The sequence below is a fragment of the Ensifer adhaerens genome, from assembly GCF_002940685.1.
In the GTDB taxonomy this organism is placed as follows: Bacteria; Pseudomonadota; Alphaproteobacteria; order Rhizobiales; family Rhizobiaceae; genus Ensifer; species Ensifer adhaerens_E.
Map to the genome: position 1 here is coordinate 59,730 of NZ_PNFP01000010.1, position 17,788 is coordinate 77,517.

General features: G+C 65.4%; 19 protein-coding genes. 9 read left to right on the forward strand and 10 right to left on the reverse strand.

The features are described from left to right. The first annotated feature begins 39 nt into the window (after nt 1–39). From C1A35_RS19845 to C1A35_RS19865, 5 genes are read left to right on the forward strand one after another with little or no spacing between them, the layout of a single operon-like run. On the forward strand, nt 40–918 hold the full coding sequence (locus tag C1A35_RS19845) for a 3-keto-5-aminohexanoate cleavage protein (RefSeq protein WP_104665972.1): 879 nt from the start codon (nt 40–42) through the stop codon (nt 916–918). A 27-nt stretch (nt 919–945) separates the two neighbouring features. Further along, nucleotides 946–1,950 carry a quinone oxidoreductase family protein gene (locus C1A35_RS19850; RefSeq protein ID WP_104665973.1) on the forward strand — a complete coding sequence of 335 codons (1,005 nt, stop codon included), beginning with the start codon at nt 946–948 and terminating at the stop codon, nt 1,948–1,950. A 10-nt stretch (nt 1,951–1,960) separates the two neighbouring features. Continuing rightward, a complete protein-coding gene (locus tag C1A35_RS19855) occupies nt 1,961–2,293 on the forward strand; it encodes a cupin domain-containing protein (RefSeq protein ID WP_104665974.1) in 333 nt (110 codons plus the stop codon). A 29-nt stretch (nt 2,294–2,322) separates the two neighbouring features. Next, on the forward strand, nt 2,323–2,931 hold the full coding sequence (locus C1A35_RS19860; protein WP_104665975.1) for a gamma carbonic anhydrase family protein: 609 nt from the start codon (nt 2,323–2,325) through the stop codon (nt 2,929–2,931). Next, nucleotides 2,918–3,970 carry an alpha/beta hydrolase family protein gene (locus C1A35_RS19865; RefSeq protein ID WP_104665976.1) on the forward strand — a complete coding sequence of 351 codons (1,053 nt, stop codon included), beginning with the start codon at nt 2,918–2,920 and terminating at the stop codon, nt 3,968–3,970. The genes C1A35_RS19860 and C1A35_RS19865 overlap by 14 nt, the downstream gene beginning before the upstream one ends. A 53-nt stretch (nt 3,971–4,023) precedes the next feature. Here the strand turns inward: C1A35_RS19865 and C1A35_RS19870 are convergent, their stop codons facing one another. Then, nucleotides 4,024–5,082: an adenylate/guanylate cyclase domain-containing protein gene (locus tag C1A35_RS19870; RefSeq protein ID WP_104666169.1), complete on the reverse strand. Its 1,059-nt coding sequence runs from the start codon at nt 5,080–5,082 to the stop codon at nt 4,024–4,026. 171 nt (nt 5,083–5,253) lie between these two features. Here C1A35_RS19870 and C1A35_RS19875 point away from each other — a divergent pair, with 171 nt between their 5' ends. Further along, nucleotides 5,254–5,718, forward strand: a complete 465-nt coding sequence (locus tag C1A35_RS19875) for an SRPBCC family protein (protein ID WP_104665977.1) — start codon at nt 5,254–5,256, stop codon at nt 5,716–5,718. A gap of 3 nt (nt 5,719–5,721) precedes the next feature. Here the strand turns inward: C1A35_RS19875 and C1A35_RS19880 are convergent, their stop codons facing one another. Beyond that, entirely contained in the window at nt 5,722–6,183 is a 462-nt protein-coding gene (locus C1A35_RS19880; RefSeq protein ID WP_104666170.1) for an Lrp/AsnC ligand binding domain-containing protein, read from the reverse strand. A gap of 141 nt (nt 6,184–6,324) precedes the next feature. Between C1A35_RS19880 and C1A35_RS19885 the strand changes: the two genes are divergently transcribed. Continuing rightward, a complete protein-coding gene (locus C1A35_RS19885) occupies nt 6,325–7,221 on the forward strand; it encodes a DMT family transporter (RefSeq protein WP_234822916.1) in 897 nt (298 codons plus the stop codon). A gap of 18 nt (nt 7,222–7,239) precedes the next feature. Here C1A35_RS19885 and C1A35_RS19890 read toward each other — a convergent pair whose 3' ends face one another. Genes C1A35_RS19890 through C1A35_RS36005 form a run of 3 tightly spaced genes read right to left on the reverse strand, consistent with a single transcriptional unit; the run spans nt 7,240 to nt 11,699 of the window. Then, nucleotides 7,240–8,397, reverse strand: coding sequence for an efflux RND transporter periplasmic adaptor subunit (locus tag C1A35_RS19890; protein ID WP_104665978.1), 1,158 nt, complete (start codon nt 8,395–8,397; stop codon nt 7,240–7,242). Between the two features lie 15 nt (nt 8,398–8,412). Then, a complete protein-coding gene (locus C1A35_RS19895) occupies nt 8,413–11,556 on the reverse strand; it encodes an efflux RND transporter permease subunit (protein WP_104665979.1) in 3,144 nt (1,047 codons plus the stop codon). After that, the gene (locus C1A35_RS36005; protein WP_158665105.1) at nt 11,553–11,699 is read right to left on the reverse strand and encodes a hypothetical protein; all 147 of its coding nucleotides are present in this window, start codon (nt 11,697–11,699) and stop codon (nt 11,553–11,555) included. Before C1A35_RS36005 ends, C1A35_RS19895 begins: the two co-directional genes overlap by 4 nt. Nucleotides 11,700–12,011: 312 nt before the next feature. On the opposite strand from C1A35_RS36005, the gene C1A35_RS19900 reads away from it, so the two are divergent. Beyond that, the gene (locus tag C1A35_RS19900; protein ID WP_104665980.1) at nt 12,012–12,614 is read left to right on the forward strand and encodes a TetR/AcrR family transcriptional regulator; all 603 of its coding nucleotides are present in this window, start codon (nt 12,012–12,014) and stop codon (nt 12,612–12,614) included. A gap of 10 nt (nt 12,615–12,624) precedes the next feature. On the opposite strand, the gene C1A35_RS19905 is transcribed toward C1A35_RS19900, so the two are convergent. The 4 genes from C1A35_RS19905 to C1A35_RS19920 all read right to left on the reverse strand — a co-directional run bounded on the left by C1A35_RS19905 (nt 12,625) and on the right by C1A35_RS19920 (nt 16,227). Beyond that, nucleotides 12,625–13,947 carry an MFS transporter gene (locus C1A35_RS19905; RefSeq protein WP_104665981.1) on the reverse strand — a complete coding sequence of 441 codons (1,323 nt, stop codon included), beginning with the start codon at nt 13,945–13,947 and terminating at the stop codon, nt 12,625–12,627. A 47-nt stretch (nt 13,948–13,994) separates the two neighbouring features. Continuing rightward, nucleotides 13,995–14,270: a metal-sensing transcriptional repressor gene (locus C1A35_RS19910; RefSeq protein WP_104666172.1), complete on the reverse strand. Its 276-nt coding sequence runs from the start codon at nt 14,268–14,270 to the stop codon at nt 13,995–13,997. Nucleotides 14,271–14,476: 206 nt separating this feature from the next. Next, complete coding sequence (locus C1A35_RS19915) at nt 14,477–15,475, reverse strand: NADP-dependent oxidoreductase (RefSeq protein WP_104665982.1); 999 nt, start codon at nt 15,473–15,475, stop codon at nt 14,477–14,479. Between the two features lie 119 nt (nt 15,476–15,594). Next, entirely contained in the window at nt 15,595–16,227 is a 633-nt protein-coding gene (locus C1A35_RS19920) for an NAD(P)H-dependent oxidoreductase (RefSeq protein WP_104665983.1), read from the reverse strand. A 100-nt stretch (nt 16,228–16,327) separates the two neighbouring features. Between C1A35_RS19920 and C1A35_RS19925 the strand changes: the two genes are divergently transcribed. After that, nucleotides 16,328–17,221 (forward strand): LysR family transcriptional regulator, encoded by an 894-nt coding sequence (locus tag C1A35_RS19925; protein ID WP_104665984.1) that lies wholly within the window; start codon nt 16,328–16,330, stop codon nt 17,219–17,221. 42 nt (nt 17,222–17,263) lie between these two features. Here C1A35_RS19925 and C1A35_RS19930 read toward each other — a convergent pair whose 3' ends face one another. After that, entirely contained in the window at nt 17,264–17,722 is a 459-nt protein-coding gene (locus tag C1A35_RS19930; RefSeq protein ID WP_104665985.1) for an SRPBCC family protein, read from the reverse strand. Nucleotides 17,723–17,788 lie beyond the last annotated feature (66 nt).

A 17,788-nucleotide genomic window follows, 5' to 3' on the forward strand; every position in this document is an offset into this window, starting at 1 on the left:
GAGATCGAACCGCTCGCGCTCGGGCGCGGAGGGCGTGTGATGCAGCAAAACGTCATCATCACCTGCGCGGTCACGGGCAATCTCACGACGCGGGAGAACCACCCCGGACTTCCCGTCACGCCGGAAGAGATCGCCAATTCCTGCCTGGAGGCGGCCGATGCCGGTGCGGCGATCGCTCATATTCACGTGCGCGATCCGGTTACGGCGAAGCCCTCCATGGAGCTCAAATATTACCGCGAGGTCGTCGAGTGCATCCGGGCGAAGAACACGGCGCTGATCCTCAACGTGACGACCGGTCCGGGCGGCCGCTACCACCCGAGCGACGAAAATCCGGCGGTCGCCGGTCCGCGGACCACGCTGATGCGGCCGGAAAAGCGGGTCGAGCACATCGTCGCGCTGAAACCCGATATCGCCACGCTCGATCTCAACACCATGACCTTCGGGTCGGAGGTCGTCATCAACACGCCGGCCAACGTCAAGATCATGGCCGACATCATCAACGAGGCGGGTTCCAAGCCGGAGCTCGAGGTCTTCGATACCGGGCACATCCAGCTGGCTCAGGACCTCTTGAAGGCCGGCGTGCTGAAGTCGCCGGCGATGTTCACGATCGTCACCGGCGTCAAGTACGGCTTTCCCTCGACCACCGACGTGATGGCGACCGCTGCGCGCATGTTGCCGGCAGACGCCGTCTGGACCGGCTTCGGCGTTGGCCGCATGTCGTTCCCGATGGCCGTTCAGGCCTATCTGCTCGGCGGACACGTCCGGGTTGGCCTGGAGGACAATTCCTACATCGCCAAGGGCGTGCTCGCCAAAGGCAATGGCGAACTGGTCGAGCGGGCAAGAGACCTGATCGAGAAGCTCGGCGGCCGGATCGCCGAGCCCTCCCAGGCCCGCGAAATTCTCGGACTGCGTGCATAGGCATCGATTTCTGCAAGGAGGCATAGAATGAACATTCAGGTGGACGCCAAGATCGCCCGGGCACTGAGGGTGACGGAAAAATCTCCCGATCTCGACAATCTCAGGATCGATGTGGTCGATGTCGCGGTGCCGCGGCCGGGGCCGGGCCAGGTGCTGGTCGAGATCGTCGCGGCAGGGGTCAATCCCAGCGACGTGAAGGCCTCGCTCGGGCACATGCCGCATGCCATCTGGCCGCGCACGCCGGGGCGCGATTTCGGCGGCATCGTGCGCGAGGGACCGTCGTCGATGATCGGCATGGAAATCTGGGGTGGCGGCGGCGAGCTCGGCATCACCCAGGACGGCAGCCACGCCAAATGGATGGTGCTCGACCAGAAGGCCGTGCGCGCCAAGCCCGCGAACTTCACCATGCAGGAAGCGGGCTCGATCGGCGTGCCGTTCATCACTGCCTATGAGGGCCTGCGCGAGGCCGGCGGCGTGCAGCCGACGGATGTCGTGCTCGTCTGCGGCGGCAACGGCAAGGTCGGGCAGGCGGTGATCCAGCTTGCGACCATGGCCGGCGCCAGGGTCTTTGCGGTCGAATACAACGAGCAGCCGCTTTTGGCGCACACCAACGCGCCCGTCGAAATGCTGAACAGCGCCAAGGACGACGTTGCCGCGATCGTGCGCGAAAAGACCGGCGGCCATGGTGCCGACATCGTCTTCAACACCGTCGGCAGTCCCTATTTCGAGATCGCCAACAACGCGATGGCGAAACAGGCGCGCCAGGTGTTCATCTCCACCTTCGACCGCGCCGTGCCCTTCGATATCTTTAACTTCTTCCGGGGGCGTCACAAATATATCGGTATCGACACGCTGGCGCTGTCCTCGGTCGAGGGCGCCCGCATCTTCGACAAGCTCAAGCCGAAGTTCGAGGAGGGCAAGCTCAAGCCGTTCCCGATCAATCCGGCGACCGTCTACGGCTTTGCCGACGCCGCCAAGGCCTATGCCTCGGTGCTGCGCGGCACATCCGATCGCGTGCTGCTGGTGCCTTAAGGAGACGCCGATGCAGGTGACGCGCTACGGCGATGCCAAGCCATACGAGGCGGCGGAGCACTATGGCATGCATTGCCTCAGGCTCCAGGGAAAGGAGGCGACGGTGACTGATACGATCTGGATCGGCCTGTCGCACCTCCTGCCGGGTGGCCATACGTCGCTGAAGGATGCTGCGGTCGAGAAGATCTACATCGTCGTTGCGGGCGAGGTGACTGTCGAAACCGGCAGCGAGAGCGTCACCCTCGGCTTTCTCGACAGCTGCCGCCTGGCGCCCGGCGAGACCCGGGCGCTCGTCAACCGCACCAATGCGCCGGCGTCCATCCTACTTGCGATGCCGACCTGAACGCACTGCCGAAGAATGGAGAATTGTTGATGGTTTCACCGGGTCTCTACCGACTGGGCACGCGTGAACCGCGCGTTCCCGCTGACGGTCGATATTACGTCGCGCCCGGCGCCGTGGTGATCGGCGACGTGCGGCTCGAAGCGGATGTCAGCATCTGGTTCAATGCCGTCTTGCGCGGCGACAACGAGCCGATCATTCTCGGGCGCGGCTGCAACATCCAGGACGGCTGCGTCGTTCACACCGACCCCGGCTATCCCGTCGAGATCGGCGATGATGTCACCGTCGGGCACAATGCCACCATTCACGGATGCCGGATCGGCAAAGGCAGCCTCGTCGGCATGGGGGCCACGATCCTGAACGGCGCGCGGATCGGAGAGAGATGCCTGATCGGGGCCAGCGCCCTGGTACGGGAGAACATGGTCGTCCCGGATGGATCGCTGGTCGTCGGCGTGCCCGCCCAGATCGTCCGCGCCCTCGACGGAAAGACGGCTGAGGCGTTGTCGATCGGGGCGCAACGTTATCGAGCGAAAGCCCGGAGCTACCCCGGGGAGCTCCAGCCGGTCTCCGTCGAACACGTATCGCCGGGGGCGGACCCAAGCAATTTCATCATGCGGGAGAAAATGCATGACGCAGAATGAGAACCGACTGGTCAGTGTCGTCGAGCACTGGCTCCCGCGCATGGAGGTGGCCGGGATCCCCTCGGCAACGGCACGCGCCGTCATCGAGCGCGCCGGCGTCTGGCAGAAATGGCTTGCGATCTGGAGCGAGGAGGGCGAGCGTCACGCGGAACTTGGCGCCGCGGCTTTGCTCGCCGGCCGCCACGTGACCGCCGGCGAGGCCTATGCCCGCGCCAGCCTTTTCTACCATTTCGGGCAGTTTATGGCTTTCGAGGACCTTGACGCCAAGGCGAGGGCGGCCGCGCGCAAGGTGGAACTCTACCGCCTCGCAGCGCCCTTGCTTGATCCGCCTGGCGAGATGGTCTCCGTGCCCTTCGAAGGTGGAGAACTCCAGGCCGTCCTTCGCGTGCCGAAGGGAGAAGGCAGACATCCGATGGCGCTGATCATCCCGGGCTCGGATTCGACCAAGGAGGAATTCCCGGCCTTCGAGCGGCATTTTCACGCCCGCGGCGTCGCGACCCTCTCGCTCGACGGCCCAGGGCAAGGCGAGGGGCGTTCGATGGGAGCGCTGCGCCCGGATATCGGTCCGGCCGTCGAGGCGGCCATCCGGTCTGTGGAGGCGCATCCGCGCCTTTCGGGCAAGGTCGCGCTCGTCGGCATGGCCTTCGGCGGCTTTCTCGCCCTGCGCGCCGCCGCGTCCGTGCCGTCGCTCGCCGGCGTCGTCTCGATCAATGGCTTCTTCGATCTCGGCGGGTTCTGGGATGCGCTGCCGCAGGTCTATCGCGACAACATGCGCTTCTCGCTGGGGGGCGCGGACGTTCGCGAACGCGCGGATCGTTTCACGCTGGCGCGATGCGCGCCGCCGACCGTCCCGGCTCTCATCCTCCACGGCGGACGTGACAAGATCTTTCCGCCCTCCGAAGCGGTAAAATGCGCGGACACCTGCGCGCGCGGCGCCGAACTGCACATCTTCGAGGACGGCAACCACGTCTGCAACAACATTCCCTGGCTTTATCGCCCGCTGGTGGCCGACTGGGTGGCGGAGCGCATGCGCGCGTGACGAACGAAGACGGATACTTCGCCCGTTGCGGTTGGTTGTGGCCAAGGGCTGCGTCAGGCGTCCGGCAGGGTGAAGACGGCGCAAGCTGCCGCGATGCCGCGCAAGGGATGATCGCCGAGCGACAGGAGCGGCGTTAACGTGGCGTCGGCGACGGCGCCCGAGATCAGCACCGACCGGCCGAGCGGCCGGCACAGGCCCTCCAGCCGGCTGACGAGGTTTACCGCCGGGCCGATCGCGGTAAAATCCAGCCGGTCGGCGGCGCCGATATTGCCCCAGAAAACATCGCCGAGATGCAGCGCCACGCCGAAGGAGAGCGGCGGCAGACCCTCGGCCTGCCGTGTCTGGCCGAGATGTGTCATGCCGGCGCGCGCGGCAGCAACCGCGCGCAGCGCCGCATCGCAGGCCTCGCGCGGCGAACCGCTGACCGGAAAGATCGCCAGGACGCCGTCGCCGATGAATTTCAGCACCTCGCCGCCAAAGGCGTGGACCGCCCCGGCGAGGCGGTCGAACCAGGCGTCGAGCGCCGCGATCACCGCGGCGGGCTCCGATGTCTCGGACAGCGCGGTGAAGTTGCGCAGATCGGCGTAGAGCAACGCTGCACGAATGGTCTCGCCGGTGCCGCGGCTCAACGATCCGGCGCGGACACGGGCGGCACTGCGGCGGCCGAGATAGGCTTCGAGCAGGGCGGCAAGCGCTGCCCGCTCGGCAAGTGCCGTAAGTGGCGCAGCGGCAAAGCGCGCGACATCACGGAGCCGGGCCGTCTCGTCAGCGTCGAATGGCCGGATCCCGGCCCAGCCGAGCGTCGCGTGGTCCGTCCCCGCGCCGGTCGACTGGTCGAGCGTCGGCCCGAGCCCGGCCAGCCACTCCTCGCCCGCCCGGTCCGAGACGGCGCCGGCAAAACCCAGGCTCTCGATCACCACGCCGGTCTCGGACCGCCAAAGCCAAGTGCGGTGGGCGATGATCGGATGCGGCACGGCCAGGGTCAGGGCGCCGCCCGCGAGCGGCAGACCGTCGGCGGCAAGCCGGCCGCCGAGTTCTAACAGGAACCGGTCCGGCTCCGGCGAGGCGCTTGCCTCGTCCACGAGCCAGGCGAGGGGTGCGGACAAATCCATGGCAAAGAGGATAGCGCCGAGGCCCCCGCGGACAAGGACCTTTCCGCGCGGTACAGCGGGCAAGCTTTGGAGGGAGCCGGTAGCGTCATCCGCCATGGCGGTCTATGCTGGCGGCAGCCCGCATCCGGCCTCTCATGCCGGCGGGCAGGCCAATCTGCAAAGGGAAGACCGATGCCAGACGCCCTTGTCGTTCGCCGCGAAACGCATATCCCGGCGCCGCCCGCCGCGGTATTCGCTCTTTTGACCGACCCGGAAAAGATCCTGCGCTGGATGGGAACCGAGGCCGACACCAAGGCGGAGCCCGGCGGCCTCTATCTCGTCAACGTGACCGGCGCCCGGTTTGCCCGTGGGTCTTTCCGCGAAGTGGTGCCGGTGCACCGGCTCGCCTACAGCTTCGGCTGGGAGGGGAGCGACATCGTCCCGCCTGGCTCCAGCCTGATCGAGATCGACCTGATCGAGCAGCCGCCCGGAACATTGCTGCGCCTCACACAAACGGGATTGCCCAGCGCCGAACAATGCGCCGGCCACGCGGAGGGCTGGGCGCACTACCTGGAGCGGCTCCGACAGGTGGCGTCCGGGCGCGACCCGGGGCCCGATCCATGGCTTGGCCGCGACGGCGCGGCCCAAGCCGGCTGATCCTCAGATCGGCAACAGCGCGTCCGGCTTGACGTCGCCGACCGACGCGTAGGTATGCGTTTCCCTGACGCCGGGCAGGGGCAGGATCACCCGTTCGAGAAAATCCTGAAACAGCGACATGTCGGCGATCCGCGCCTTCACCAGATAATCGAAACCGCCGATCACCATGTGGCATTCCAGGACTTCCGGCGCCTTCACGACCGCCTCGGAGAAGCGCTCGAAAATGTGCGGGGCTGTATGATCGAGGCGCACCTGGATGAACACGACGGTGCCGCGGCCGATCTTCTTCGGGTCGAGGATCGCTCTCACGGCTTTCACATACCCCTCGCGAAAGAGGCGCTTCACGCGCTGGCTCGTGCCTGTTGGGGACAGGCCGACACGCTCGGCCAGTTCCAGCGTGGTCCGCCGACCATCTTCCTGCAGCAATCTCAGCAAGGTGCGATCGATCGTGTCGAGACCTGCAATTTCGATACTCACGCAAATTGCTCCATGAAAGAGTGATAATCGCTCAAATTAGTTGAAATCAGTGTATTTAGACGCAGCCGCCTGCGCAATACGGTGTTTCTGTCGAAGCTCGGTGGGCTTCCGCAATGTGGGGAGGCGGGCGTGCAAAGTGCTACAATCGGGGAGGGCGACCGCAGCCGGCGGCTGGCGATATGGGCAGGGGTGGCGGTCGTAGCAATCACCACCTTGCAGTTCGTGGCCGCCCGGTTCAGTTTGCGCGAGCATCTGACGGCCGCCGACATCGTCACCTTGCGGTTCTCCGGTGCCGCCCTGGCTTTCCTGCCGGTGTTCCTCAGCTTCGGCTTGCCGAAGTTGCTGCAGCTTGGCTGGCGCAAGGCAGCCGTGCTGGCGCTGCTGACGGGGCTGCCCTATCCGCTGATCATCAACCAGGGACTTTCGCTCGCACCGGTCGCCCATGCGGCAGCACTCTCTCCCGCCGTGATCGTCTTCTTCTCGTTCCTGTTTTCCCGCCTCGTCTTCAAGGACAAGGCCTCCGGCACACGCCTTGCAGGCGTTGCCACGGTCATTGCCGGCCTTTTGCTGTTCGTCGCACAGTCGGGCGTCGCCGACGCCGGGACATTGCGCGGTGATCTGTTGTTCGCCGTGTCGGGCTTGATGTTTGCCACCTTTGCGGTGCTGGTGCGGCTATGGTCCGTCGACGCCGTGACGGCGACGATCGCCGTGGTGTTCTTTTCCTGTCTGCCGTTGCCCTTGCTGCACATTCTGGCGCCCAGCGGGTTCGCTTCCGCCTCTTTCACCGAAATTGCCACGCAATTCGTCATCCAGGGCTTTCTCGCCGGAGCGCTGGCGAGCGTTCTCTACACCTATGTCATCCGTCAATTGGGCCCGCAGCCTGCGTCGCTGTTCATGCCGTGCGTTCCGGTGACGACGACCGCGGCAGGCGTCGTCGTTCTCGGCGAAGTCCCGACGCTGCTTCAGGTCGTCGCCATTGCCGTCATCACGTTCGGAATGGTCTTCCCGATCCTGAAAAGGGCGTAGGCCGGGCCGGCGGCTGGCCTATTTCTGTGCCTGGGCCTGTTCGGCAGGCATGGGCTTGACCGGTGCGCCGGGAAAAATCTTCTGCAGGTTTCCAGATATCACCTGGTCGCCCTCCGAAACGCCCGACGTCAGGCCGATGAGGTCGCCGCTCGCCGGGCCGAGGGTGACCAGCCGCTGCTCGACCGTTTCACCCTTGCCGACGACATAGATGTATTTGCCGAGCTGGCTGGAGCCGAGCGCCGTTTCCGGCACCATCAGCACGTTCGGCTCGTCGCGGACCTTCAGCCGCACGCGGACATATTGGCCGGGCAGCAGGGTCAGATCGGTGTTGTCGATCGTCACGCGCGCCACCACCGTTCCGGTATTGCCCTCGACCGTATTGTTGATGAAGCTGAGATCGCCGCGATAGCGCGGCTCCTTGTCACCGGGCAGAAGCACTTCCGCCTCCACCTTGCCTTTCGCCCGTGCCTTCTGGATGTCGGAGAGCTCCGTCTCGCTCGGGTTGAACGAGACATAGATCGGCGAAAGCTGCACCAGGTTGTTAAGCGGCGTTCCGGCGGTGTTGCTGACGAGCGTTCCCTCGGGCGCCTGGTTGCGACCGAGCCGGCCGGCAAAGGGCGCGCGGATCTCGGTGTAGTCGAAGTTGATCTCGGCGGTGCGCACCGCCGCCCGCGACATGGCCAGCGCCGCTTCGGCCTGATGCACGGCGCTCTGGCGCTGGTCGAAACTGTCCTTGTCGAGATACCCGGTCGTGGCAAGCTCGTTGCCGCGGTTGAGGTTGGAGCGAAGATAGGCGAGCGACGCTTCGTCCCGCTCGACCTGGGCTTTCGCCTGGTCGAGCTCGGCGCGATAGTCGCGCGCGTCGATCCGGTAGAGAAGATCGCCTTGCTTCACATCCGAGCCGTCGGGCACGGCCTGCGATTCGATGTAGCCGGTGATCTTGGCGCGCAGCGTCACATTGCGGATTGCTTCGGTCCGGGCCGAATAGTCGAGATAGATCGGAATGGTCTTCTTGACGACCGCTGCGACCGGAACCGGCATGGCCTGTTGCGGCGGGCCGACCGCCGCGCCGGCATCGCCGCCCTTCAGCTCGAAGCCGCCGTTTTTGTAGTGATAGGCTGCAGCGAGGGCGGCGACCACGACCGCTGCGGCAAGAAGCAGTTTCGAACCACGCATGTCAGGCTCCAGTTCCTATTCCGCCGCCTCCGGCTCGTGACGCTGGCCGATCGGTTGCGAGGATGTGCCCTCGCGCCACCTCTCGATGACTGCGTAGAAGACCGGGACGAAAATCAGTGTGAGAATGGTTGCCGCCAGCATGCCGCCAAAGACGGTGGTGCCGATCGACTGGCGGCTGGCTGCACCCGCGCCTCGGGCATACATCAGCGGCAGAACGCCGAGGATGAAGGCAAAGGCCGTCATCAGGATCGGCCGCAGCCGCAGCCGCGCCGCTTCCGCCGCTGCGGCGACCACATCAAGCCCCTCCTCGCGCCGCCTTCTTGCGAACTCGACGATCAGGATGGCGTTCTTGGCGGCAAGTCCAACCAGCATCACGAAACCGATCTGCGAATAGACGTCTATCTGCATGCCGCGCAGCCACAGCGCCGAGAGCGCCCCCAGGAGCGCGAGCGGCACCGAAAGCAGCACCATGAACGGCATCGACCAGCTTTCATACTGGGCGGCCAGGATCAGGAAGCAGAAGACGAGGGCGAGCGCAAAGACGAGCGCGGCGATCGAGCCTGCCCGGATCTCCTGATAGGTAATGCCGGTCCACTCGAATGTGTAGTCCCTGGGCAGCGTCGTGCGGGCGACCCGTTCCATCGCCGCCACCGCCTGGCTCGAGCTGAAGCCGGGCGCTGCCGCGCCGTTGACCAGTGCCGAGGGATAATTGTTGTAGTGGGTGATGGTCTCGGGGCCGACCGTCGGCTTGAAGGTTCCAAGCGTGTTGAGCGGCACCATCTCGCCCTCGGTGTTGCGTACATAGAGGCGCGAGAGATCGGTGGCGGAAGCCCGCGCCTCCTGGTCGGCCTGCAGCGTCACGCGGAAGGTGCGGCCGAAGATGTTGAAGTCGTTGACATAGAGTGAGCCGAAATAGATCTGCAGCGTGCTGAAGATATCCGGCAGGCTCAAGCCCAGCAGCTTCGCCTTGTCGCGGTCGAGGTCATAGTCGAATTGCGGGCTCGAGGTGCTGAAGGTGGTGAAGAGCTGGTAGGGGTTGATCTCCGGCTGCTTGCGGGCCTCGGCAATCAACGCCTGGGTCGCGTCGTTGAGCGCCTGGGCGCTGCGCCCGGCGAGGTCCTCGACCTGGAATTCGAAGCCGCCGGTGGCGCCGAGGCCCTGGATCGACGGCGGGTCGAAGGCGAGCACGAGCGCGTCCGGGATCTGCAGGAGTTGCGGGGTCACCGCTTCACGCAGCACCGAGGCGCCTTGTTCGGGCGGGCGCTCATCCCATGGCTTCAAGACGGCGAACTGCACGGCGGAGTTCGACTGGGCGGCGAAGGACAGGAAGTTGAAGCCGACCACCGAGCCGACGAAATCGACGCCGGCGGTGCCGCGAAGGATTTCCTCGGATCGACGTGCGACCGCCTCGGTGCGCTCCAGCGAGGCGCCGTCGGGCAACTGGATGACGACGAAGAAGTAGCCCTGGTCCTCGACCGGCAGGAAAGTCGAGGGGATGCGCTGCCATAGCGCATAGGTCGAGGCGACCGCGGCGAGGAAGACGGCAAACAGCGCCCAGCGCCAGCGCACCAGCGCGGCGACGCTGTGTGCATAGCCGTGCGACAGCGCGTGAAAACCGGTGTTGAACCAGCGGAAGAGCGCAAAACGTGGCTCGCCGCGATAGCGCAGAAACGCGGCGCTCAAGGCGGGGCTGAGGGTCAGCGAGTTGAAGGCGGAAAAGGCGACGGAGATCGCGACCGTCAGCGCGAACTGGTTGTAGAGACTGCCGGCGACGCCCGGAATGAAGGCGACGGGGATGAAGACGGCAAGCAGCACGGCGGTCGTCGCGATGATCGGGCCGGTCACCTCCTGCATCGCCTTCTTGGTGGCTTCGAGCGGCGGCAGCCCGGCCTCCAGCTGGCGTTCGACGTTCTCGACGACGACGATCGCGTCGTCGACCACGAGCCCGATGGCGAGCACCATGCCGAGCAGGCTCAGCATGTTGAGCGAGAAGCCGAAGAGATACATGACGACCAGCGTCGCGATCAGCGAGACCGGAATGGCGATCGTCGGGATGATCGTCGTGCGCAGGTTCTGCAGGAAGATGAAGACGACGAACACGACGAGGGCCAAGGCCTCGAGCAGCGTGAAGACGACATCCTTCATAGCCGCGGAGACGAAGCGCGTGGTGTCGTAGAACATGTGGTAGGCGATGCCGGCGGGGAAGCGCTCAGACAGCTCGTCCATCTTCGCCTGCACGCGGGCCTGCAGGTCGAGCGCATTGGAGCCCGGCGCCTGGAAGACGGCAAGCACGACGCTCTCCTTGCCGTTGAAGGTGACCGAGGACGAGTAGAGCAGGGCGCCGAGCTCGATGCGGGCGACGTCGCGCAGCCGGGTCGTCGCTCCGGTGGTCTGGTCGGCGCGAAGCACGATATCGCCGAACTGGGACGGGTCGCTCAAGCGCCCAAGCGCGTTGATCTGCATTTCGAAGGGCGTGCCCGCCGGCGCCGGCGATTGCCCGATCTTGCCGCCCGCGACCTGGATGTTCTGCTCGGCAATCACGTTCTGGACGTCGACGGCGGTGATGCCGAGATTGGCCATGCGGTCGGGGTCGAGCCAGACGCGCATCGAATAGCGGCGCTCGCCGAAGAGCTGGACGTCGCCGACACCCGGCAGGCGCTTCAAGGGATCGAGGATCTGCAGATAGGCGTAGTTGCTGACCGAGGCGAAATCGACCGAATTGTCGGGCGAATCCAGGCTGACGAGCACGGTGAAGTTGGGGATCTGCTTGGCGATGGTGACGCCGGTCTGGTTGACGAGGGCAGGAAGCGAGGAGGCGGCCTGCGACACGCGGTTCTGCACGTCGAGGGCTGCAACGTCGATCGGGTACCCCACTTCGAAGGAAATGATGATGCGCGACGAGCCGTCGTTCGAACTCGCCGAGGTCATGTAGAGCATGCCCGGCACGCCGTTGATCTGCTGTTCGAGCGGCGTCGTCACCGTGTCGGCGACCACCTGGGCGCTGGCGCCCGGATAGTTGGCGGCGACCACGATCTGCGGCGGCGTCACGTCGGGAAACTGCGAGATCGGCAGCAGGAAATAGCAGATGCCGCCGGCAAGCGTCATGATGATTGCGATCGCCGATGCGAAGATCGGCCGGTGGATGAAGAAGTCGATCATGACGGGATCGATCCTTGTGAGGCGCCGCCAAAGGGGCGGCCCGCATGGCGGGAGGTTTCGAAACCGGGCACGCGCACGCCCGCCGCGCGGACCTTGCGGTCAGCGACGGTCTGCTCAGCCTTCAGCCCATCCAGCATGCGCATCGTAAGGCTCCAGCACGAGATCATGATGGGCCGGAACGACCCAAATCACGAGCGTTATCGAATTTTAAAAAGTCTCTGCGGTGTGCGCTCTGGCTAAAAGACGCCTGACGACCGCGCCCACCGACACTGCGCTTGAAAATTTTTCTGCGGTTACCGCCGGCGTTTCCGGAAGAGCTCTTTGCCGCAAGCGGATGCTCTTCGATTTACACGGTGGCGAAAATGTTACTGGTCGGTAACACCGTCGCATGTTATCGACCCATGACAGGGCGTCAAGGGGCAAGATTTCCGCGCCGTCCACGCCGGGCCACTGCGATGAAAACGGATTTCTGCAAGCCATCCCGTCGTTCGCCGCGCGATCGCATCGTCGAGGCCGCGCGTGATCTCTTCCGCCGCCGCGGCATTCGCGGAACCGGCGTCGATGCCATCGCCGATGCGGCCGACAGCAACAAGATGACGCTCTACCGCCACTTCAGTTCGAAGGACGATCTGATCGTCGAATGCCTGCGCCAAGCGGGAATGGAAATGGACGGCTTCTGGCGCGAGCTGGAAGATACCTATCCCGGCGACGGATTGGGGCAGCTCAGGGCCTGGATCCGGCGCATCGCAGAGCATCTCGACGGCGACACGTGCCAATGCGAAATGATGAGCGCCGCCGCGCAGTTGACGGATGAGGAACATCCCGGACGCGAGGTGATCCGCCTGTTCAAGGATGCGCAACGGGATCGGGTCGTGGAGCTTTGCCGAAGGGCCGGTATCGCCGATGCGGAACTGCTCGCCGACACGTTGCTGCTGTTGATCGAAGGCGCGCGCGCCGCGCAGCAGAGCAGCGGCGCCGAGGGGCCAAGCGCTCGTTTCGCCGAGATCGCCGATGCGGCGATCCTGTCCTTTGCCGGCAGTGGAACGGCTTCCAGATAGCGGCTGCTTGCTATCGCTCGGCGGGCCAGTCCGGGTGGTGGCTGTCGATCACGAACACATGGGTGTGGCGGTGGCCGCTGCCGACGCGCGTCGCACCGGAAAGATGGGGGTGATCGTCCGCCAGCGCGTGGTGCACGTGCTCGATTTCGTCCGGATCCTGCGCCGGCCAGAGCCGGGCGGCGGTGACGATGGCGCCGATGGCGATGAGGCCGAGCGTGGTGAAGGTCGCGGCGAGCCCGGCGGTTGCGCCGAGCCAGCCGGCCAGCGGATAGGTGATCAGCCAGCAGGCATGCGACAGGGCGAACTGCGCGGCAAAGAGCGCCGGCCGGTCCTCGGGCTGCGCGGAGCGGCGGAGCAACCGACCCGACGGCGTCTGGGTCAGCGAGTAACCGAGGCCGATGACGAGCCACAGCGGCAACAGCGAAGCGAAATTTGGAACGAGTGTGCCGATGAAGAGGCCGGCGGGGAGGATCGCCGCGCCCGAAAACATGGCGACGCGATCGGGTACCCTGTCGAGGAGGTGCGGCAACAGCAGCGCGGCGATCATCGAGCCGGCGCCGAAGGCGGCAAGTGCGATGGCCGTGTCGGACTGGGTTAGTCCAAACTTGGCCTGCACCAACACCACCGTGTTGACGATGACCATCGACCCGGCCGCCGAGACCGCGAGATTGAGCGCGAGCAGACCCTTGAGCCGCGGCGTTGCCAGATAGATGCGCAGGCCCCGGGTCGTCCGGTCGTAGATGCCGCGCGGTTCCGCTGCTTTCGGGGTTGGAAGCGCGACCGAGACGACGAAGGCGGCCGAGGCGAGGAAACCGATCACCGTGCCGGCAAACAGGTCGTGGAAACTGACGACGGTAAGCAGCGCTGCGGCAAGCATCGGGCTTGCGACGCTTTCGAGGTCATAGGCGAGCCGCGAGAGCGACAGGGCGCGGGTGTAGTCCCTCTCGTCGGGCAGCACATCGGGAATGGTCGCCTGGAAGGTCGGGGTAAAGGCGGCCGACGCCGACTGCAGCACGAAAATCAGTACATAGATCTGCCAGATCTCGGTCACGAAGGGCAGGAACAGCGCAACGGCCGCGCGCACCAGATCGAGGCCGACGAGCATGGCGCGACGTGGAAGCCGCTCGGCGAAGGCGGCGGCGATCGGCGCCACGCCGACATAGGCGATCATCTTGATCGCGAGCGCCGTTCCGAGCACCGCGCCCGCTTCGGCGCCGGCGAGATCATAGGCGAGAAGCCCGAGTGCGACGGTCGCAAGACCGGTTCCGATGAGCGCGATCACCTGCGCCAGGAACAGATGGCGGTATGTCCGGTTTGCAAGGATCTGCAGCATGGTGTTGGGCTCGCTCGGTAGCGTTTGGTGACGGCGGCTGCCGTCGCTCAGAGGTATTTTGTGATCGCCTTGAATTCGTCGATGGAGTGGCGCTGGTCGCGGGCAAGCGCCCCGATCGTGTCTTCAAGGCAATGGTCCAGATGATCCTGGATCAGGGTTCGCTTCGCCTGGCTGATCGCCTTCTCCACCGCATGGAGCTGCTGGGCGATGTCGAGGCAGGGCCGGCCTCCTTCGATCATGGCGATGACGCTCTTCAGATGGCCTTCGGCGCGCTTCAGCCGCTTGACGATCTCTGGGTGGGTGTCGTGTCGATGTTCGCTCATTTCCATATCCTATCCCCCTGGATAGGATAGTTCAAGCGCCGTCGTTTCCGACCGTGTTTCCGGGCAGCGGTGCCTTCAGCGTCTCGTCCGAGTCGTGCGGCCCGGACAGCCGAACCTGCGCTTTCGCTCCACTCCAAAAATAGAAGGCCTATGCCCCGCCATCGGACGGGGCATAGGTCGGCTCTGCGAGGGGCGGGCGCCTGCGACTAGAGGCGCACGAGCATCTTGCCGGTGTTGGCGCCCTTGAAGAGGCCGAGGAAGGCGTCGGGCGCATTCTCCAGGCCGTCGACGATGGTCTCGCGCAGCGCGATCTTCCGTTCCTTGATCCAGGCGCTCATCTTGCGGTCGAACTCGGGGATGAGATCGACGTGATCGGAAACGATCAGCCCCTCCAGGCGGATGCGTTTCTCGATCGCCTGGAAGATGTTGCGCGGCCCGGCCGCGCCGCCGGCATTGTAACCGGTGATCATGCCGCAAAGCACGAAGCGGGCGTGGTCGTTGGCGCGCGCCAGCGCCGCTTCGAGATGGTCGCCGCCGACATTGTCGAAGTAGATGTCGATGCCGTCAGGTGCTGCGGCCGCAAGCGCTTCGGTCAGATCGGACGTCTCGCGATAGTTGATGACCGCGTCGACGCCGATCTCGTTCTTCAGCCAGTCGGCCTTGTCCGACGAGCCGACCGAGGCGATTACCCGCAGGCCGTTGAGCTTGGCGATCTGGGCGACGATGCTGCCGACGGCGCCGCTGGCGGCCGAAACGAAGATGGTCTCGCCTGGCCTGGCATTGGCGATCCGCGTCAGCCCCACATAGGCGGTGAGGCCGGGAAAGCCGAGCGCGCCGAGATAGGCCTGGGCCGGGAGATCCGGGTCGATCTTGCGTGCCGCCGCCGCGTCGATGACGGCATAATCCCTCCAGCCGGCGAAGTGCACGACGGCGTCGCCGACCGAGAAGGCCGGATCGGTGGAGTGTTCGACCACGCCGACGGCGGCGCCATCCATGGCCGCGTCAAGCTGGAACGGCGGAATATAGCTTTTCCGGTCGTCCATGCGGCCGCGCATGTAGGGATCGACGGACATCCAGGTGTTGCGGACCAGCAGCTGGCCGGGTTTCGGATCGTCGAGGCGCCGGCTGGCGATCGCGAAGTTTTCGGCGGCCGGAAGTCCGGTCGGGCGGCTCTTCAGACGGATTTCGCGGGTTGCGGTGGACATGGTTTTTTCCTTTGCTTTCTGGGATTCGATTGAGGGATGAACAGGTTGGCTCGCGCGCCGCCTGCAGCGGCGCTCGGTTCGGTGAAAGATGGATTTCGGGTTGCCGGCGACCGGTGGCTTTAGTTCGCCGGCAGGAGGTGGCGGTGCGCCGAAGGCTGGTGCTGGCCCTCGGCATAGGCGCGGCCAAGATCGTGGGCGGTGGCAAGATTGCGCAGGCGCGCCGCGCGGTCGCCGCTCTCCACGTCCAGGAACAGGTGCGTCTCGACATTGGTGACGCCGCTGAAGTTGAAGATGCCATGGGCGATCTGGGCGGCCATCGCGCCTTCGTAGCCGTGCTCCTGGTAGAGCCGGTGGCCGCCGGCGCCGGTCGCGATCAGTCGAACGTGCTTTGTCGAGAGCGGCCCGGAGAAGCGATCGTTGCTGCCGAAGGCCCAGCCCTTGGTAAAGACACGATCGATCCAGCCCTTCGTTACGGCCGGCAGCGACCACCAATAGATCGGAGTGGCCAGCAGCAGGAGGTCCGCCCGCTCGACGCGTTGCTGTTCGCGCCTGACATTCTGCGGCAATGGTCCAGTCTCGCGATAGAAAGCCAGGTCCGCGCGGGTCATGCGCGGGTCGAAACCTTCGCCGGCAAGGTCGGCCAGTTCGACCTTTGCGGTCTTCGTTTCGCGGATGCCGGCGACGTAGCGGTCGGCCAGGGATTTGGCGAAGGACTGGCCGTCCGGATCGGCTGTGACGAGAAGAATGTTCATGTCGCCCTCGTGTGTCTGCGTTTGTTGGATCTATACAAACATCTGTCAGAGCGATAAAAAAGTTTGAATATTGGCGTCTATCTATCGAATGGTTCGATCAATGTTGCGCATATCCCTGGACCAGTGGCGGACCTTCATCGCGGTGGTCGATGCCGGCGGCTTCGCGCAGGCGGCCGAGGCGCTGAACAAGTCGCAGTCGACGGTCAGCTATGCGGTGCGCCAGATCGAGGAGAGGCTCGGTGTCGCCGTCTTCGAGATCGAGGGCCGGAAGGCGCTCTTGACCACCGAGGGGCGTATTCTCTACCGGCGCGGCAAGTCGCTGGTCGACGAGGCGACGCGGCTGGAGCGGGCAGCCGAAAACCTTGCCAAGGGGCAGGAGCAGATGCTGAGCCTGGCGGTGGAGGGGCTGTTTCCGACCTGGCTGCTGTTGCGCTGCATCGAGCGGTTCGGCGAGGAGGCGCCGGAGACCCGCATCGAGCTCCATGAGAGCGTGATGGGGGGAACGGACGAGTTGCTGCTGTCGGGCGCCGTCGACCTTGCGATCTGCGCCGACAATCTGCCGGCCGGCCACACGGGCGAGGTTCTCCTGCGCTATCGGGCCATTGTGGCGGCCGCCCCTTTCCACCCGTTGCATCAACTGGACCGGGAACTCGGGATCGAGGATCTGAAAGGCCACCGCCACCTGGTGATCCGTGACAGCGGTTTGCAACGGCAACGCCCGAGTGTCTGGAGCGTGACGGAGCGGCGGCTGACGGTCAGCCACAAGGCAACCTCCATTCGCGCCGCTTGCATGGGCATGGGCTTTGCCTGGTATCCGGAGGACTGGATTCGCGAGGAACTTGCCGCCGGCCAGCTGAAGCCGCTGCCGCTGAAGGAAGGGTCGGAGCGCTGGGGCGCCATGTATCTGGTCTACCCGGATCCGGATGCTGCTGGACCGGGCGCCCGGCGCCTCGGCGACATCATCAGGCAAGAGGCCCGCGCCCTCGCGCAGTAGGCGTCTGTCCGTGCGTCCTTCGAGCCCGTGCCACTGTCCCTTTCAGGCCAGCCGTTCCAGCAGACCGCGCCGTCCGCGCTCCATCACCACGCCATGGTTCCAGCGGAAGACGGGCCGGAGGATGAAGGAAAGCCGGACCATCCAGGGTTTCGTCACTTCTACGATCCAGTCGTAGCGAACGCGGCAGCTGGCTTCGTCGCCTTGCAGCGTCCAGCGGCCGATGCCGTCGAGTTCGCCCAGGGCCCGGCCCTCGATGAGGAAGGGCTGCTCGACTTTCACGGTCTCCATGTCGAAGACCAGCTCGTAGGGCAGCGCCGTCGACCAGCGCATGCGCCTGATGGCGCCGACACCGCGCTCGTCGCCCTGTCGCAGCAGCGTCACCTGTTTCACCGAGGGCCACCACTCGGGCCAGCGTTCCGGCGTGCCGAGCTCACGCCAAACGTCTTCAAGCGGGGAAGCAATCGTCCATTCGGTGACAAGATGAAAATTGGTCGACGACATCGCCGATCCCTCAACAGGCGGATGGCCTGCAGTATAACACGGCATGCGGGCCTTGCGGCCCGCATG

What these genes read in the sequence shown, in the direction of transcription:
- C1A35_RS36005 (WP_158665105.1), bottom strand. Translation starts at nt 11,699, where the DNA reads ATGCGCATGCTGGATGGGCTGAAGGCTGAGCAGACCGTCGCTGACCGC.
- C1A35_RS19925 (WP_104665984.1), top strand. Translation starts at nt 16,328, where the DNA reads ATGTTGCGCATATCCCTGGACCAGTGGCGGACCTTCATCGCGGTGGTC.
- C1A35_RS19875 (WP_104665977.1), top strand. Translation starts at nt 5,254, where the DNA reads ATGCCAGACGCCCTTGTCGTTCGCCGCGAAACGCATATCCCGGCGCCG.
- C1A35_RS19920 (WP_104665983.1), bottom strand. Translation starts at nt 16,227, where the DNA reads ATGAACATTCTTCTCGTCACAGCCGATCCGGACGGCCAGTCCTTCGCC.
- C1A35_RS19860 (WP_104665975.1), top strand. Translation starts at nt 2,323, where the DNA reads ATGGTTTCACCGGGTCTCTACCGACTGGGCACGCGTGAACCGCGCGTT.
- C1A35_RS19865 (WP_104665976.1), top strand. Translation starts at nt 2,918, where the DNA reads ATGACGCAGAATGAGAACCGACTGGTCAGTGTCGTCGAGCACTGGCTC.
- C1A35_RS19850 (WP_104665973.1), top strand. Translation starts at nt 946, where the DNA reads ATGAACATTCAGGTGGACGCCAAGATCGCCCGGGCACTGAGGGTGACG.
- C1A35_RS19910 (WP_104666172.1), bottom strand. Translation starts at nt 14,270, where the DNA reads ATGAGCGAACATCGACACGACACCCACCCAGAGATCGTCAAGCGGCTG.
- C1A35_RS19900 (WP_104665980.1), top strand. Translation starts at nt 12,012, where the DNA reads ATGAAAACGGATTTCTGCAAGCCATCCCGTCGTTCGCCGCGCGATCGC.
- C1A35_RS19845 (WP_104665972.1), top strand. Translation starts at nt 40, where the DNA reads ATGCAGCAAAACGTCATCATCACCTGCGCGGTCACGGGCAATCTCACG.
- C1A35_RS19870 (WP_104666169.1), bottom strand. Translation starts at nt 5,082, where the DNA reads ATGGATTTGTCCGCACCCCTCGCCTGGCTCGTGGACGAGGCAAGCGCC.
- C1A35_RS19905 (WP_104665981.1), bottom strand. Translation starts at nt 13,947, where the DNA reads ATGCTGCAGATCCTTGCAAACCGGACATACCGCCATCTGTTCCTGGCG.
- C1A35_RS19930 (WP_104665985.1), bottom strand. Translation starts at nt 17,722, where the DNA reads ATGTCGTCGACCAATTTTCATCTTGTCACCGAATGGACGATTGCTTCC.
- C1A35_RS19915 (WP_104665982.1), bottom strand. Translation starts at nt 15,475, where the DNA reads ATGTCCACCGCAACCCGCGAAATCCGTCTGAAGAGCCGCCCGACCGGA.
- C1A35_RS19890 (WP_104665978.1), bottom strand. Translation starts at nt 8,397, where the DNA reads ATGCGTGGTTCGAAACTGCTTCTTGCCGCAGCGGTCGTGGTCGCCGCC.
- C1A35_RS19855 (WP_104665974.1), top strand. Translation starts at nt 1,961, where the DNA reads ATGCAGGTGACGCGCTACGGCGATGCCAAGCCATACGAGGCGGCGGAG.
- C1A35_RS19895 (WP_104665979.1), bottom strand. Translation starts at nt 11,556, where the DNA reads ATGATCGACTTCTTCATCCACCGGCCGATCTTCGCATCGGCGATCGCA.